Annotated in this window: 12 protein-coding genes; 2 read left to right on the top strand and 10 right to left on the bottom strand. The window is 50.0% G+C overall.

Going from position 1 to position 14156, the window contains the following annotated elements:
- Positions 1 to 249 precede the first annotated feature (249 nt).
- The 10 genes from SGLY_RS03575 to SGLY_RS03530 form a co-directional block, all read right to left on the bottom strand.
- Entirely contained in the window at positions 250 to 651 is a 402-nt protein-coding gene (locus SGLY_RS03575; RefSeq protein ID WP_013623930.1) for an ACT domain-containing protein, read from the bottom strand.
- Between the two features lie 23 nt (positions 652 to 674).
- On the bottom strand, positions 675 to 1940 hold the full coding sequence (locus tag SGLY_RS03570; RefSeq protein WP_013623929.1) for a phenylacetate--CoA ligase family protein: 1266 nt from the start codon (positions 1938 to 1940) through the stop codon (positions 675 to 677).
- A 24-nt stretch (positions 1941 to 1964) separates the two neighbouring features.
- Positions 1965 to 3152: a methionine adenosyltransferase gene (metK, locus tag SGLY_RS03565; protein WP_041444582.1), complete on the bottom strand. Its 1188-nt coding sequence runs from the start codon at positions 3150 to 3152 to the stop codon at positions 1965 to 1967.
- Between the two features lie 20 nt (positions 3153 to 3172).
- Complete coding sequence (gene coaBC, locus SGLY_RS03560; protein WP_013623927.1) at positions 3173 to 4366, bottom strand: bifunctional phosphopantothenoylcysteine decarboxylase/phosphopantothenate--cysteine ligase CoaBC; 1194 nt, start codon at positions 4364 to 4366, stop codon at positions 3173 to 3175.
- Positions 4366 to 4569: a DNA-directed RNA polymerase subunit omega gene (gene rpoZ / locus SGLY_RS03555; protein WP_013623926.1), complete on the bottom strand. Its 204-nt coding sequence runs from the start codon at positions 4567 to 4569 to the stop codon at positions 4366 to 4368. The genes coaBC and rpoZ overlap by 1 nt, the downstream gene beginning before the upstream one ends.
- 13 nt (positions 4570 to 4582) lie before the next feature.
- Positions 4583 to 5182, bottom strand: coding sequence for a guanylate kinase (gene gmk, locus SGLY_RS03550; protein ID WP_013623925.1), 600 nt, complete (start codon positions 5180 to 5182; stop codon positions 4583 to 4585).
- A gap of 2 nt (positions 5183 to 5184) precedes the next feature.
- Positions 5185 to 5460: an extracellular matrix/biofilm regulator RemA gene (remA, locus tag SGLY_RS03545; RefSeq protein ID WP_013623924.1), complete on the bottom strand. Its 276-nt coding sequence runs from the start codon at positions 5458 to 5460 to the stop codon at positions 5185 to 5187.
- Between the two features lie 14 nt (positions 5461 to 5474).
- A complete protein-coding gene (locus SGLY_RS03540; protein ID WP_013623923.1) occupies positions 5475 to 6353 on the bottom strand; it encodes a YicC/YloC family endoribonuclease in 879 nt (292 codons plus the stop codon).
- 132 nt (positions 6354 to 6485) lie between these two features.
- The gene (gene dapF, locus SGLY_RS03535) at positions 6486 to 7334 is read right to left on the bottom strand and encodes a diaminopimelate epimerase (protein ID WP_013623922.1); all 849 of its coding nucleotides are present in this window, start codon (positions 7332 to 7334) and stop codon (positions 6486 to 6488) included.
- Between the two features lie 75 nt (positions 7335 to 7409).
- Entirely contained in the window at positions 7410 to 10136 is a 2727-nt protein-coding gene (locus SGLY_RS03530; RefSeq protein WP_013623921.1) for a calcium-transporting P-type ATPase, PMR1-type, read from the bottom strand.
- A gap of 115 nt (positions 10137 to 10251) precedes the next feature.
- Between SGLY_RS03530 and SGLY_RS03525 the strand changes: the two genes are divergently transcribed.
- Both SGLY_RS03525 and SGLY_RS03520 read left to right on the top strand, forming a co-directional pair.
- Positions 10252 to 12099, top strand: coding sequence for an Rqc2 family fibronectin-binding protein (locus SGLY_RS03525; RefSeq protein ID WP_013623920.1), 1848 nt, complete (start codon positions 10252 to 10254; stop codon positions 12097 to 12099).
- A gap of 227 nt (positions 12100 to 12326) precedes the next feature.
- Positions 12327 to 14150 (top strand): two-component system sensor histidine kinase NtrB, encoded by a 1824-nt coding sequence (locus SGLY_RS03520; RefSeq protein ID WP_013623919.1) that lies wholly within the window; start codon positions 12327 to 12329, stop codon positions 14148 to 14150.
- Positions 14151 to 14156: the final 6 nt, after the last annotated feature.

Here is a 14156-nt window from a genome sequence, read left to right as displayed (position 1 = left end):
TCTTCCTCCTTTCATCCTTTTTGCTATTCCTCACTAGTATATTTCCGTCAGGCCTGGAAGGTCACTCTCCATTTCCTCAATGAAAAATCACTCTCCATTTATCGACATTGGCCACCTTTATCTCTTTTATCAAAAACACTTGGTTTAACATCCTTCCCACTTTCTGCTTCACTAAAAAATCCCGGACCATTCTGGCATAAACCAGTGTGGTCCGGGACTGTTCCCCAATTTCTTTTTGGAGACGTTTCATCACATTTTAGAAAAACCGTATTTCTCAACAGCCTTAATCATGATCTCTTCCTCGCGAACTCTCATCACGACCTGCACAAGCCCGGTCTCTTTTTCCAGAAAAGCATACATGTATTCCACAATAACACCTTCATCAACCAGCTTATTCAAGACCTGAGCCAGGCCGCCCGGCTGGTCGGACACCTCCAAAACCCAGACCGGTGTCAGCTTCACCACAAAGTTGCGTTCCTTCAATTGGGCCGCTACCTTTTCGGGGTGATCAACAATAATTCGAAGGACGCCATAATCCTTGGTATCGGCCAGGGACAACGCTTTAATATTCACACCCAATTCGGACAAGGTATTCAAAACCTGAGCCAGGCGTCCTTTGGCATTTTCCAAAAATATTGAGAGTTGAAGCATGTCTTATCCCCCTTTATTTTTCCTTATGCTCCGCCTTTTTCCTTCCGCCTGTCGATGACGCGCTGGGCTTTGCCTTCGCTGCGCGGAATACTCTTCGGTTCGACAAGCCTGACCTTAACGGAAATTCCGATGATGTCCTCAATCTTCTTTTGCAGTCTCAGCTGCAAATCTTCCAATTCCCGGATCTCATCATCAAAGCTGTCAATGCTCACTTCCACCAGGACCTCTATCGTATCCAGGTTTCCTTCCTTGTCGACCATGATCAGATACAAAGGCTCAATGCCGCCGACCGCCAGAATAGCTTCCTCGATCTGGCTTGGAAATACATTCACCCCTCTGATGATCAGCATATCATCCACTCTTGCCGATACCCGGTCCATGGTCCAGCCTCTGTGCCCGCAGACACAGTCGCCATATCTGATGCTGGAAATATCCTTTGTCCTGTACCTTAGTGTTGGGAACCCCTGCTTATTCAGGCTGGTGATCACCAGCTCCCCCTTGCTCCCTTCAGGTACGGGATTGCCGTTTTCATCAAGGACTTCCGGATAAAAATGCTCATCGATGTGCAGCCCCCGGCATTTGAGACACTCCATCGAAACGCCCGGCCCCATGATCTCACTAAGACCGTAAATATCGACAGCCCTGATCCCCAGTCTCTCTTCGATTTCCGCCCTCATGCCGTCAGTCCAGGGCTCAGCGCCGAAGACGCCGATCCTCAGCTTAAGTTCATCTTTGGCAATACCGGCTTCCTTGAGATTCTCCGCCAGGTTTAAGGCGTAAGAAGGTGTGCAGCATAACACCGTTGCCCCGAAATCCCGCATAATCATCAGCTGACGCTGCGTATTTCCCCCGGAAATCGGGATGGTAATCGTCCCTAATTCTTCACAGCCATAATGGAGGCCCATCCCGCCTGTGAACAGACCATAACCATAGGCAATCTGCACAATATCGCTGGACGTGACTCCGACCCGTCTTAATCCATTGGCGACCATCCGGGCCCAAAGCTTGATATCTTCTTTGGTATAACCGACGACAGTCGGTTTTCCTGTCGTCCCGGAAGACGCGTGAATCCGGATAATCTTATCCATCGGCTCGGCCAAAAGGCCAAAAGGATAATTCTGACGCAAATCTTCCTTTTCTGTTAACGGAATCTTTCTGAAATCATCCAGTGTTTGAATATCATCAGGATAATCAATCCCTACCCCGGCCAGCTTCTTTTTATAGTAAGGCGCTTTTAACACCTGCTCAACCGTTTTGCGCAGTCCTGCCAGCAATTCCTCGTTCGACATCCTGTTCTCCTCCATACTGCCTTACTATAGTCCTGCCTGCTGACGAAGGATTTCCGCTTTATCCAAACGTTCCCACGGGAGGTCAAGATCATTGCGGCCAAAATGCCCATAAGCGGCGACCTGCCTGTAAATTGGCCTGCGCAGGTCAAGCTCCCTGATAATCCCGGACGGGCGAAGATCAAAGCTGGTCTTGACCAGCTCAGCGATCTTTTCCTCACTGATCTTTGCCGTACCAAAAGTTTCTACCGAAACCGAGACCGGCTGTGCTACTCCGATCGCATAGGCAATCTGAATTTCACAACGGTCCGCCAATCCGGCGGCAACAACATTTTTGGCTACATGACGGGCCGCATAACTGGCGGAACGGTCCACCTTAGTCGGATCTTTGCCGGAAAAAGCGCCGCCGCCATGTCTGGCCATACCGCCATAAGTATCCACAATAATCTTGCGGCCTGTAAGCCCGGAATCCCCCTGAGGGCCCCCGATCACAAACCTGCCTGTAGGATTAATAAAATATTTGGTCTGATCACTCAGCATCCCGGGCGGGATAACCGGAGACACGACATGCTCCAACAAGTCCCTGCGCAGCTGCTCTTGAGCAATGTCCGGATGATGCTGAGTAGAAATCACAATCGTGTCCACACTTACCGGCTGATGATCGACATAGCGAACTGTCACCTGAGTTTTTCCATCAGGCCTCAAATAATCCAGGACACCCGTTTTGCGCACTTCGGTGAGCCTCAGGGCCAATTTATTGGCCAAATCCACCGGCATGGGCATGAAGGACTCCGTTTCATTTGTCGCATATCCGAACATCATGCCCTGGTCCCCGGCCCCCATCTCTTCTTCACTGTCGGTATCTTTTGCGTCCCGGATCTCCAGAGCCTGATCAACACCCACGGCAATATCCTGAGACTGCTCTCCGATAGAGGTCAAAACCGCACACGTATCGGCATCAAAGCCATATTTGGCCCTTGTATAACCGATATCGCGGATGGTCTCCCTTACGACTTTAGGGATATCGACATAACAATTTGTGGTGATCTCCCCGCAAACCAGGACCAGACCTGTCTTGACTACAGTTTCACAGGCCACCCTGGCTTTCCTGTCCTCTTTGAGGATCGCGTCTAAAATGGCATCGGAAATCTGATCGCAGATTTTATCCGGATGCCCCTCTGTCACCGATTCGGACGTAAACAGTTTAGAACTCATCTCTATTACCCCTTCCTCTCTCAAGATTGACGAGAAACAATGACCCTGACGATCTCCCGGGCGATATCCAATTTGCTCATCCGGGGAAGATCTTCTCTGCTGCCGTCAGGAAAAATCAGACTGACAATATTCGTCTCTGTTCCGAACCCCGCACCGGGTTTCGTCACATCGTTTACCACAAGCAGATCGGCATTTTTACGTTGTAATTTGCTGAACGCATTATCTACGGCATTTTCAGTTTCGGCCGCAAACCCGACCAAAAACTGATGCTGCTTTTTCCGCCCGAGCTCCGCAAGGATATCCGGGTTGGGCACCAGCTCCAGAGTTAAGTGACTGCCGCTTTTTTTGATTTTCTGTTCGGAACAGGTCAGAGGACGGTAATCAGCAACCGCCGCCGCTTTGATCACAATATCCGTCTCCGGGAACCTCCCGGTGACTTCCTCATACATTTCTCCGGCCGTCCGCACGAAAACAGAGCGGACGCCCAAAGGAAGCGGCAATTCAACCTGTGTATGTACAAGAACGACCTCCGCACCGGCCTCCGCACAGGCTTGGGCCAAGGCGAACCCCATCTTTCCGGAGCTATGGTTGCCAAGATAGCGAACCGGGTCCAAAGGCTCCTTTGTTCCCCCGGCCGTCACCAGAACCTTCTTTCCTGCCAATCCATTACTGCGGACAAAGAACCTTTCCAGTTCAGAGACAATCTCCGCCGGTTCACTCATCCTGCCGTCACCGGAAGTCCCGCAGGCCTGGAATCCCGAACCGGGGCCGATGATCCGAACCCCGCGTTTCTGAAGGACCTCCAGGTTTTTCTGGGTTGCCGGGTGATGATACATCTTGTGGTTCATTGCCGGGGCGGCAAAAATAGGCTGTGTGACAGCCAAAAGAACCGTGGACAGGTAATCATCAGCCAGGCCTGCCGCCATTTTGGCGATGATATTGGCTGTCGCCGGAGCCACTACCGCGGCATCCACATTTTCCGCCAGCCCGATATGTTCGACATCCCAAATCCTTGGCTCTTCAAACAGATTCAGATAAACCGGATGATGAGAAAGGCTGCGGAAAGTTATCGGACTCACAAATTCCGCAGCGGATTTTGTCATGACCACAAAGACTTCCGCTCCGGCTTTCTTCAGCCTGCTGACCAGATCCACAGCCTTATAGACCGCAATGCCCCCGCTGACCCCTAAAAGAATCCTTTTACCCCGGAGCATTATTTTGTTCCCTCGCGGACTAACTCATAGCTGATTTTGCCTCCGGCAATTTCCGCCAGCGCCACACTGACCGGTTTATTTTCATCCAGCTCTTCAGCATCAAATTTATCCATTACCACACGGGCCCGTTTGGCCGCCGTAACAACCAAAGTGTATTTACTGTCCACCTTGGTCATCAAAATGTCCAGTGAAGGTTGTTTCACCTGATATTCCTCCTCAAACAATAAGATTATTTTTCACCCGGCATCCTTCAGCGATGATGATACTTCGTAACTTTTCCACAGCTAAATCAATCCGGTCATTTTCCACAATATAATCATATGCCTGAATCTGCCTTAATTCCCCTTCAGCAGTCTTCAGCCTTTTTTGAATCACTTCTTCCGGTTCGGTGCCCCGCTTGTGGAGTCTTTCCGAAAGAGTTTCAAACGAAGGCGGCGCAATAAAAATAAATACTCCCTGAGGGAAAACCTGTTTAACCTGCTTGGCTCCCTGAATATCTATTTCCAGAAGAATGGTTCTTCCCTCGGCAAGGACCTTTTGGACATGAAAAAGGGGGGTCCCATAATAATTGCCGCAAAACTCGGCCCATTCCAAAAGCTCCCTGCCCTCAATCATTCGTTCAAATTCTTCTCTGCTCCGGAAATAATATTCCCGGCCTTCCTGTTCCTTGGGTCTTGGGGCCCTGGTGGTCACCGATACCGAATATTCCAGATCCCCGGCCTGGGCCATCAGCTCCCGGCAAAGCGTTCCCTTTCCCACTCCGGCAGGCCCGGAAACCACAAGAAGGATACCCTGATCATTCTTCAACATGCCCATTCTTAATCAGCCGGGTCTTCAGTGCTGACACTGGCTTCCTTCACATTCAGCCTGTGCGCCACGGTTTCCGGCTGGACCGCCGATAAGATCACATGATGGCTGTCACAAATGACAACCGCACGGGTCCGTCTCCCATATGTCGCGTCAATCAGCAGCCCTTCATCACGGGCTTCCTGAATAATTCTTTTGATCGGCGCCGATTCCGGACTGACAATCGCAATAATCCTGTTTGCCGATACAATGTTACCAAAGCCGATATTGATCAACTTAATGTCCATATCCGTGCCTCCTGTTATTCTATATTTTGAACCTGTTCCCTGATCTTTTCCAGCTCGCTCTTTCCATTCACCACTGCCCGTGAAATCAAAAAATCATTGGCCTTTGAGCCAATCGTATTGATTTCCCTGTTCATTTCCTGAATTAAGAAATCCAGTTTTCTGCCGACAGGTTCAGCAAGCCTCAGCGCATGTTCAAATTGGTCAAAGTGACTGTTCAGCCGGACCAGTTCCTCTTCTATGGACGCCCGGTCCGCAAAAAGGGCCACTTCTGTGGCCAGCCTTGTTTCATCCACTGTCACATCTCCCAGCAGGGCGGCTATTCTGTCCTTTAATTTTTGCCGGTATTCCTCCACCACCTGCGGCGCCCTGGCCGCGATCTCAGCCGCGATTCCGCGCATTCCGCCAGTCTTCTCCACCAGGTCCCGGACTAACTTGTCCCCTTCTCTTTTCCTCATCTCCAACAACTCTGTCAGGGCCTCCCGCACAGCAGCCTCCAGGACAGGCCAGACAGCCTTGCCATCCGTCTCTTCTTCATCGGTCGCTAAAACCTCGGGCAAAGAAGCCAGACGGTAAATATCGGAGATATATTCAGCTTGAAGGACCTCTGCCAATTCCTTTAGAGACTTATCATACGACAGGGCTAAATCTTTGTCAACCTTAACCAATCTCAATTTTTCTTCCGTTTGCTTAACATTAACATATACTTCTATTCTGCTGCGGGACACCTTTTCCCGGATGATTTTTTTGATGGGATCCTCCGCGAAACTAAAACTGCGAGGATTTCTGATCACGATCTCCAGGTACCTGTGATTTACCGCTTTCATCTCCACTTCAAAACGGTAGCCCGCTCCTTCGGACTTGCCCCGGCCAAATCCGGTCATGCTTTCAGGCATAAGTCAGACCTCCCTATCTAATCATTCAATAAGACAAACGAATAGCCATAAGACGACTATCCGAGAGAACAAAGAAGAAACGGAGAAAAATTTCTCCGTTTTATCATGCCAGATCATTCATGGAAAAGCAATCTAATCGATCAATTGGCCCCGGAATACATACTGAGCCGGTCCGGTCATCAAAATCCGGCCCTCCTCGGCATATTCAATCTGCAAATCCCCTCCCGGCAAATGAACCGTGAGCCGGCGGCCGGTTCTGCCGTTCAAAACCGCGGCGACCACCGAGGCGCATGCCCCCGTCCCACAGGCCAGGGTAGGGCCGACACCCCTTTCCCAGACCTTGACCGTGATTTCTTCCCCGCTGTCCACCCGGACAAATTCTACATTTGTCTTGGCGGGAAAAAAGGGATGTTTCTCCAGTGCCGCACCCACTGCCAGCACATCCGTTTCGGCAAAATCATCCAAAAACAGCACACAGTGAGGGTTCCCCACGGAAACGGCCGTAATCCCTATTTCTTTACCCAGGACCTCCAACCTCTTATTGACAACCCGGTCAGAATGATCGTTAACCGGAATTTCTTTCGCGCTCAGACGAGGCTTGCCCATATCCACAGTCACACCGTAAACCCGGCCGTCTTTCATCTGAAGCCGGATAGGTTTAATCCCGGCCAGCGTCTCCACAGTTAATTGGTCCTTTTGCACGTAGCCTTGTTCATAAATATAGCGGGCAAAACAACGAATGCCGTTTCCGCACATTTCAGGCTCCGAACCGTCGGCATTAAAGATCCGCATCCGGGCGTCAGCCTTCTCAGACGGCAGAATAAGGAGCAGCCCGTCGCCTCCGATCCCCAGCTGTCTGTGACAGAGGCGTTGGGCCAATTCAGAATAGTCCGTCTCTGCCGGATTGTTTTCTGCGGGATCAAGGAAACGGTCCAGACAAACAAAATCGTTTCCCAAGCCATGCATTTTGATGAAGTCCATGTTCTCAGCCTCCTGTTCCGTGCTTCCGTTTCTCCCTTTTTTCCAGAATACTATGCCGGACAACAAGGGTCAAGATTAAACATACTGCTCCCGGCTGTATACGACGTTACGGACCAATCTCAAAACCCCCAGGACCATTGTCGGGCCGCCTGCGGCCAACAGAACAATAAGCCATTGCCAGGAGTTCAGGGCCGTAGTCTGGAAAATCTCCTGCATCAGCGGCAGATAGATCACCGCCAGCTGCATAAGGGAAGAAATCAGGACGGCGGCGATCAGAAAGAGATTGGAGAAGATATTGATTTCAAAAATCCCCTTGGTCTCTGATTTGCAGTCAAAAACCTGAAACAGCTGGGCCATCACTAAAGTGGTGAAAGCCATCGTTCTGGCGGTCGGCAGTCCGCAGCCGCTCCAAAGTCCGAAAATAAAAACAAACAGTGTCCCAAAACCAATCATTGTCCCATTAATGACGATTTTCCGGCCCAGCCCCCTGGCAAAAACACTCTCATCAGTTCTGCGGGGAGGACGCCGCATAATGTCAGGTTCCGCCCGGTCCACACCCAGAGCCATTGCCGGCAGTCCATCTGTCACCAGATTCACCCATAAAATCTGAATCGGCAGTAAAGGCAGCGGCAGCCCGACCAGGGTGCCGATAAACATGGTCAGGACTTCACCCAGATTACAGGACAACAAATAACGGATAAACTTTCTGATATTGTCGTATATGCCCCTTCCCTCCTCAACGGCGGCCACAATCGCCGCAAAATTATCATCAGAGATAATCATCGAAGAGGCCTCCTTGGTCACATCCGTTCCCGCTATCCCCATGGCGACTCCGATATCGGCCTCCTTAACCGCCGGAGCGTCGTTGACCCCGTCCCCGGTCATGGCCACAATTTCCCCTTTCTTCTTCAACGCTGTGACGATCCGCAGCTTATCCTTGGGGGCGACCCGGGCAAACACCGAGATATCCAGGATGATCCTGCCCAGTTCCTCCTCACTCATTTTGTCCAATTCCTGTCCTGTCACCACCCTCTGGTTTCTTCCTTTAATCATGCCAAGCTCCCTGGCTACCGCCTGAGCCGTAAGCTTATGGTCCCCGGTAATCATGACCGGTTTAATCCCGGCCTGGCGGCAGATTTTAATTGCCTTGACCGCGCTTGGCCTCGGCGGGTCAATCATGCCCAGAAGCCCGACAAAAACCAGCTCTTTTTCCACACTTTCCTCTTGAAGGTCAGTTAATTTTCTTTCGGCGACGGCCAGGACCCTCAAAGCCTGTCCGGCCATGGCGTCATTGGCCTTAATGATTTCCTTTATTCGCTGGGGGGTGAGCTCAATCACCCCTTCCCTGGTGAGCTCAGCGGTGCATAGCCTTAAAATACTGTCCGGCGCCCCCTTCACATAAGCCTTCAGACCTTCCTTATTCTTATAAATGACCGACATCATTTTTCTTTCCGAATCAAAAGGGATTTCCCCTACTCTTTCTTCTTTGCGCTCAATCGTTTCCCGCCAGATTCCCGCTTTCGCTCCCGCTACAAGCAAAGCCCCTTCTGTCGGATCTCCTTCTATCCCCCAGGCTGTGCTCTTATTCCTGCCCCGGAAAATCCCGGCTACCTTGATCCCTTTTCTGCTTAAGAAAGCGTTATTGCATAAAACAGCTCCCCGAAACAAGGCATGGAAAACACTCTTCTCCCGAAAATCCGCCTCTCCGATAAAATCCCCTTTGGGATCATAGCCATTTCCCGTAACCGTGACCGTCTTCCCTTCACAATAAACCTGCCGGACAGTCATCTGATTCTGGGTGAGCGTCCCTGTCTTGTCCGAACAGATTATCGTGGCACAGCCCAAAGTCTCCACAGCAGGCAGCTTTCTGATGATGGCCTTGCGTTTGACCATCCTCTGCACCCCCAAGGCCAGAGAAACCGTTACAATAGCCGGCAACCCTTCAGGAATCGCCGCAACCGCCAGAGAAACCCCGGCAAAAAACATTTTGCTGAAACTTTCCCCTTGTAAAGTTCCTGTGATCACCACGATGATACAAACAGCCAGACTGATCGTAACCAACCATTTTCCCAGCTGGTCGAGCCTTTTTTGGAGAGGGGTTTCTTCATCCTTGACATTTTGGATCATTCCCGCGATATCCCCCATCTCCGTCTTCATCCCTGTCGCGACCACCGCTCCTGTCCCATGGCCGCTGACAATGACCGTGCCCATATAGCCCATATTTCTGCGGTCAGCCATCGGGGTCAGCTCATCCTCCAGAGACCGGCTTGTCTTGTTCACGGCTTGGGACTCTCCGGTCAGGGCCGCCTCATCAACCCTGATATTGGCCGTCTTCAGCCACCGGATATCTGCCGGCAAACGGTCTCCCGCTTCCAGGATAAGGATATCACCAGGAACAAGGTCGGCTGCCGGTATCCTGATGTCCAACCCCTCCCGTACAACCAAAGCCTCCGGGGCTGTCAAAGACCTCAGGGATTCCATCGACCTTTCGGCCTTGTATTCCTGAACAAAGCCCAGGACGGCATTGAGAAAAATAATCGCCAGGATTGTAATGGCATCCGCAACCTCTCCCAGGAGCCCGGAAATCAGGGTGGCCACCATCAGCACCATCACCATAAAATCCTTGAACTGGCCCAAAAACAAGAAAACCGGGTTAACCCCCTTCTTTTCCGCCAGAACATTTTGTCCAAAATGCGAAAGCCTGCGCTCAACTTCCTTTTCGCCGAGTCCTTTTTCCGGATTGACATTCAGTGTTCTGCATATCTCCTCTCCTGAAAGGATATGCCATACTTGCCTCTCCATGCTCTGTTCCTCCTCTACATACTCCGCTAGTACATGCTATTCGCTCCGTCCGAAAAAAATTACTCCAAAATATGTTATACTAAAGATTCAGTATTCTCCTGAAAGGAGCCTTAAAATGGCTTTAGACAGCATTACCCTCCATCATCTGATCAATGAGCTCCGGCCTTTGCTTACCGGAAGCCGCATAGATAAAATCCACCAGCCGGAAAAAGAGGAAGTCCACATCATCATCCGCAACAACCGGCCTCTCAAACTGCTGCTCAATTGCAGCTCCAATCATGCCAGACTGCACCTGACTTCTGAGAACAAAAAAAATCCCCTCTCCCCTCCCATGTTTTGCATGATCCTGCGCAAACACCTGGAAGGCGGAAAAATCCTGGAGATCAATCAGCAGGGTTTGGAACGGGTGGTCAAGATCATCATCCAAAATTACAATGACCGGGGGGATTTGCAGTCATTCGAGCTCATCCTGGAAATCATGGGCAAACACAGCAATCTGATCCTCCTCGATTCCGCCTCCCAGACAATCCTTGACGGGTTAAAACGCTATTCCCATTCTGTCAGCAGGCACCGCGAGGTCTTACCGGGCCGGATCTACATCGCCCCCCCTTCTCAAAATAAGCACGAGCCGGTCAGGACTGAGGAAAAATTTAAAGAACTGATCCTATTGCAGCCCCTGGAACAGAGTCTCAAAACTATCCTGGTGGCCTCCTTCAACGGCATCAGCCCGGAGCTGGCCAAAGAAATCCTTCTGCGTGCGGGCCTGGATGACGGCGCTGTTCTGGAGCACTGCGGCGATATTGACCTCAGCCGTTTATATCAGGCTTATTCCTTCTTTCTGATCGACACCTTAAATGAAGCCTGGGCTTCCCCGGAGCCTTGTGTTTATTTCCAGGACCAGACCAAAATTCTGGCCCAGGCCTTTACCTTTATCCCTTATGCCCAGTACTCTCCCTATCCTCTGGAAAAAAACCCTTCTTTAAATGAAGCGGTCGGCCTTTACCATCAAAAAAGACAGGATTTCCATACAACCGAAGCCATGCGCGGTTCCCTGCGCAAGATCGTCCAGGACCACCTGGCTCACATGGTGAAAAAGCTGAACATTTATGAGGATGCCATAGAACGGGCTGAGAAAGGACTGGCCTACCGCAAGTCCGGGGAGCTGATTACCTCGAATATTTACCGGATTCCCGCCGGAGCGAAACAGGTTGAGCTGGAAGATTACACCGACCCTGAGCTGAAAGCTGTCCGGATCGAGCTTGATCCCCGTCTCACCCCGACAGGCAATGCCCAAAAATATTTCAAGCTGTATAACAAAGCCAAAGCAACCATTCTCAAAACCAAGCCCCTGCAAGCTGAAGCCCAAACAGAAATCAATTACCTCTCCTCACTGCGGGTAAGCCTGGACCAGGCTTCCTCCCCGGACGAGCTCAAGGAAATCCATAATGAACTGATCGAACAGAAATATATCGCGGGCAAAAACCTTCCGGCCAGGAATAAAGCCGACAAAAAGCATGGGACCAAGAAAAAACAACCGGAAAAGCTTTCCCTGCCCCATGTCTACACTTCCGGCAGCGGACACCCCATCATTGTCGGGCGCAACAATAAGCAAAATGACCGGATGACCTGGCGCGAGGCCCGCCCTCATGATCTCTGGCTTCATGTCAAGCAAATCCCGGGTTCCCATGTCATTGTCCCCCTGCAAGAAGGGGAAGAATTTCCCGATGACACCACTCTTCTGGAAGCAGCCGCCCTTGCCGCCTATTTCAGTCAGGCCAGAGGGTCTTCCCATATCCCGGTGGACTACACCCATGTCAGGCAGATCAAAAAGCCCAACGGGGCCAAGCCGGGGATGGTCGTCTATGAACAGAACTGGTCTCTATTGATCACCCCCCGTCAGGATACCATTGACGCCCTCCTGGCGACAGAGACCGGTGCGGAGCTGGACAGCGGGATTTCCTAAATAACTTTCGGAATTTGCCCAATATCTTTGCCGGAAGTGTTTCCATATGACGATTATTCATTTACAATAAAGATTATGATTAATCTTCAGCTTTTTTTTCAAAAAAAATAAAAAGTTGCCGAAAAGTAAAAAAATTCTCAGTTTATTTTTTCATTATGCAAATATTTCGACACCCTTTTTGCTTTAAATCGTATAAAATGGTTATAAGAAATATTGGAGTATAGATAATGAATATTTTCACACAGAAAAGAAACCTTTTACCGGTAAATCCCCGCAAGGCTAAAGGAACCTCTATTGTTGAATCCGCTCTGGTCAAAGTATCCCTGGTTGTATTTTTCATTTTTATCTTTCTCTATATGTTTATGTATAACAGCTATTGGAATCGGGAAATGTACCAGAAAAAACTGGAATTAAGCAATATCACCTTTAATTTGCACCAAACAATATCAAAAGAGTTGGATCAATTTTATGATTCCGACCACTACCGGGATCTCACCCTGGAGGAAAAAAACCGGGAAATCTCTGTTCTCATCAGTCCTGTCCTTGATGAATACACACAGAAATATCCTACGATCAATTTGGGCTATATTAATTTTGATACAGGCTTAAGGATCAGTAATGATATTGCAAATGATCCCTCCTTCCCCGGAGTTAGACCGTCTCCGGAGGAGTTCCTTATGGAATACAACTATACCGACTCTTCCGCCAATAAATGCATTGCCAACCTCCTGGCTCTCAATATCGAAAATCAAAATGCCGGTTATGTTTGGGCCAAACTTAATTCAGCCTATATTTTTTATCACACCCAATTGAACCTTGCTGTTCTGCTGGGATCAAGTATTTTGCTGCTTATTTTGATTCTTTTGTTGATCAGAAGGCTAATCAGCCAAATCAAAGGTGAATTAGTGGCCTTTTCCCAAAATATCACCTCCAATGAAAATCAGAGAAATGAGTTTGCCATGGACAAGCTGCCTGAATTGGCCCCTGTCTTCCGGCAGATTCAAGACCACAGTGTGAGCTTAAGAAATCTTCATGACGAGCTTCTGACCATTATGGACGGCATTTCCGACGGCTTCTTCTCCCTCGACAGCGACCTCAATTTCAGGTTTGTCAATGACACCATCAAAAAGACCTTTGAAGAAGAGTTTGTCGGCCGCAACTTTCGCGGCTCGGTTTTCCACGATCTCTTCCCTGAGCTGGAGACCATCCTGCAAAGCACGGTCCAGAACAACAAACCCCTGTTCTGGGAAACGACCCTGCCGGACAACAGGGAATTTGAGTTCAATGCCTATCCGTTTTCTCAGGGGATATCGGTCTTCTTCCGCGATACCACGGCCATCAACCGTCAGGCCAGGGAGCTGATCTGCCTGGAACGCTTAAACCTGATCGGACAGATGGCCGCCGGGATCAGCCACGAGGTCAGAAACCCCATGACTACCGTAAAAGGCTTCCTGCAGATTTTCTTCGTCAATCCTACCTGCCAGGAGCTCCAGGAAGACATCACCCTGATGATTTCGGAAATCGACCGGGCCAACGCCATCATTAACGATTTTCTCTCCCTGGCCAAAGCCTCCACCCAGAACCATGAACTGAGAAACATCAACCAAATCATTGAACGGATCTTTCCCCTGGTCCGGGCCGATGCCTATAACTCCAATAAGGACATTGACCTGAAGCTGAGCGAGGTCCCGGAAATTCTGCTCAATGAATCGGAAATCAAACAGGTTTTGCTTAACTTTATCCGCAATGGCCTGGAAGCCTCTCCTCCCGGCGCCTCTATGGAGATCAGTACATATCTTGAGGAAAACACTTTGGTTCTGGAAATTAAGGATGCCGGGCACGGCCTTTGCCAAAAGGTCCGGGACAGCTTCGGTACGCCTTTCCTGACGACCAAGGAAAACGGGACCGGTCTTGGCTTGGCGATCTCCATCGGAATCCTGAACAGGCACAATGCGACCATCAAATACGATACCGGGGAGAAGGGAACCACCTTTTATATCCGCTTTGCTTTATCCAATGAAGAACAAAAAGAAGAACCACAAACAGATTAACAGGAG

Origin of the sequence: Syntrophobotulus glycolicus DSM 8271 (assembly GCF_000190635.1) — a bacterium.
GTDB classification, from domain to species: Bacteria; Bacillota; Desulfitobacteriia; order Desulfitobacteriales; family Syntrophobotulaceae; genus Syntrophobotulus; species Syntrophobotulus glycolicus.
This window is presented reverse-complemented; position numbering and strand designations above follow the sequence as displayed.

Bases quoted from the DNA above. Each gene is read 5' to 3' on its own strand.
- SGLY_RS03575 (WP_013623930.1), bottom strand. From the start codon at position 651: ATGCTTCAACTCTCAATATTTTTGGAAAATGCCAAAGGACGCCTGGCT.
- SGLY_RS03570 (WP_013623929.1), bottom strand. From the start codon at position 1,940: ATGTCGAACGAGGAATTGCTGGCAGGACTGCGCAAAACGGTTGAGCAG.
- metK (WP_041444582.1), bottom strand. From the start codon at position 3,152: ATGAGTTCTAAACTGTTTACGTCCGAATCGGTGACAGAGGGGCATCCG.
- coaBC (WP_013623927.1), bottom strand. From the start codon at position 4,366: ATGCTCCGGGGTAAAAGGATTCTTTTAGGGGTCAGCGGGGGCATTGCG.
- gmk (WP_013623925.1), bottom strand. From the start codon at position 5,182: ATGGGCATGTTGAAGAATGATCAGGGTATCCTTCTTGTGGTTTCCGGG.
- remA (WP_013623924.1), bottom strand. From the start codon at position 5,460: ATGGACATTAAGTTGATCAATATCGGCTTTGGTAACATTGTATCGGCA.
- SGLY_RS03540 (WP_013623923.1), bottom strand. From the start codon at position 6,353: ATGCCTGAAAGCATGACCGGATTTGGCCGGGGCAAGTCCGAAGGAGCG.
- dapF (WP_013623922.1), bottom strand. From the start codon at position 7,334: ATGGACTTCATCAAAATGCATGGCTTGGGAAACGATTTTGTTTGTCTG.
- SGLY_RS03530 (WP_013623921.1), bottom strand. From the start codon at position 10,136: ATGGAGAGGCAAGTATGGCATATCCTTTCAGGAGAGGAGATATGCAGA.
- SGLY_RS03525 (WP_013623920.1), top strand. From the start codon at position 10,252: ATGGCTTTAGACAGCATTACCCTCCATCATCTGATCAATGAGCTCCGG.
- SGLY_RS03520 (WP_013623919.1), top strand. From the start codon at position 12,327: ATGAATATTTTCACACAGAAAAGAAACCTTTTACCGGTAAATCCCCGC.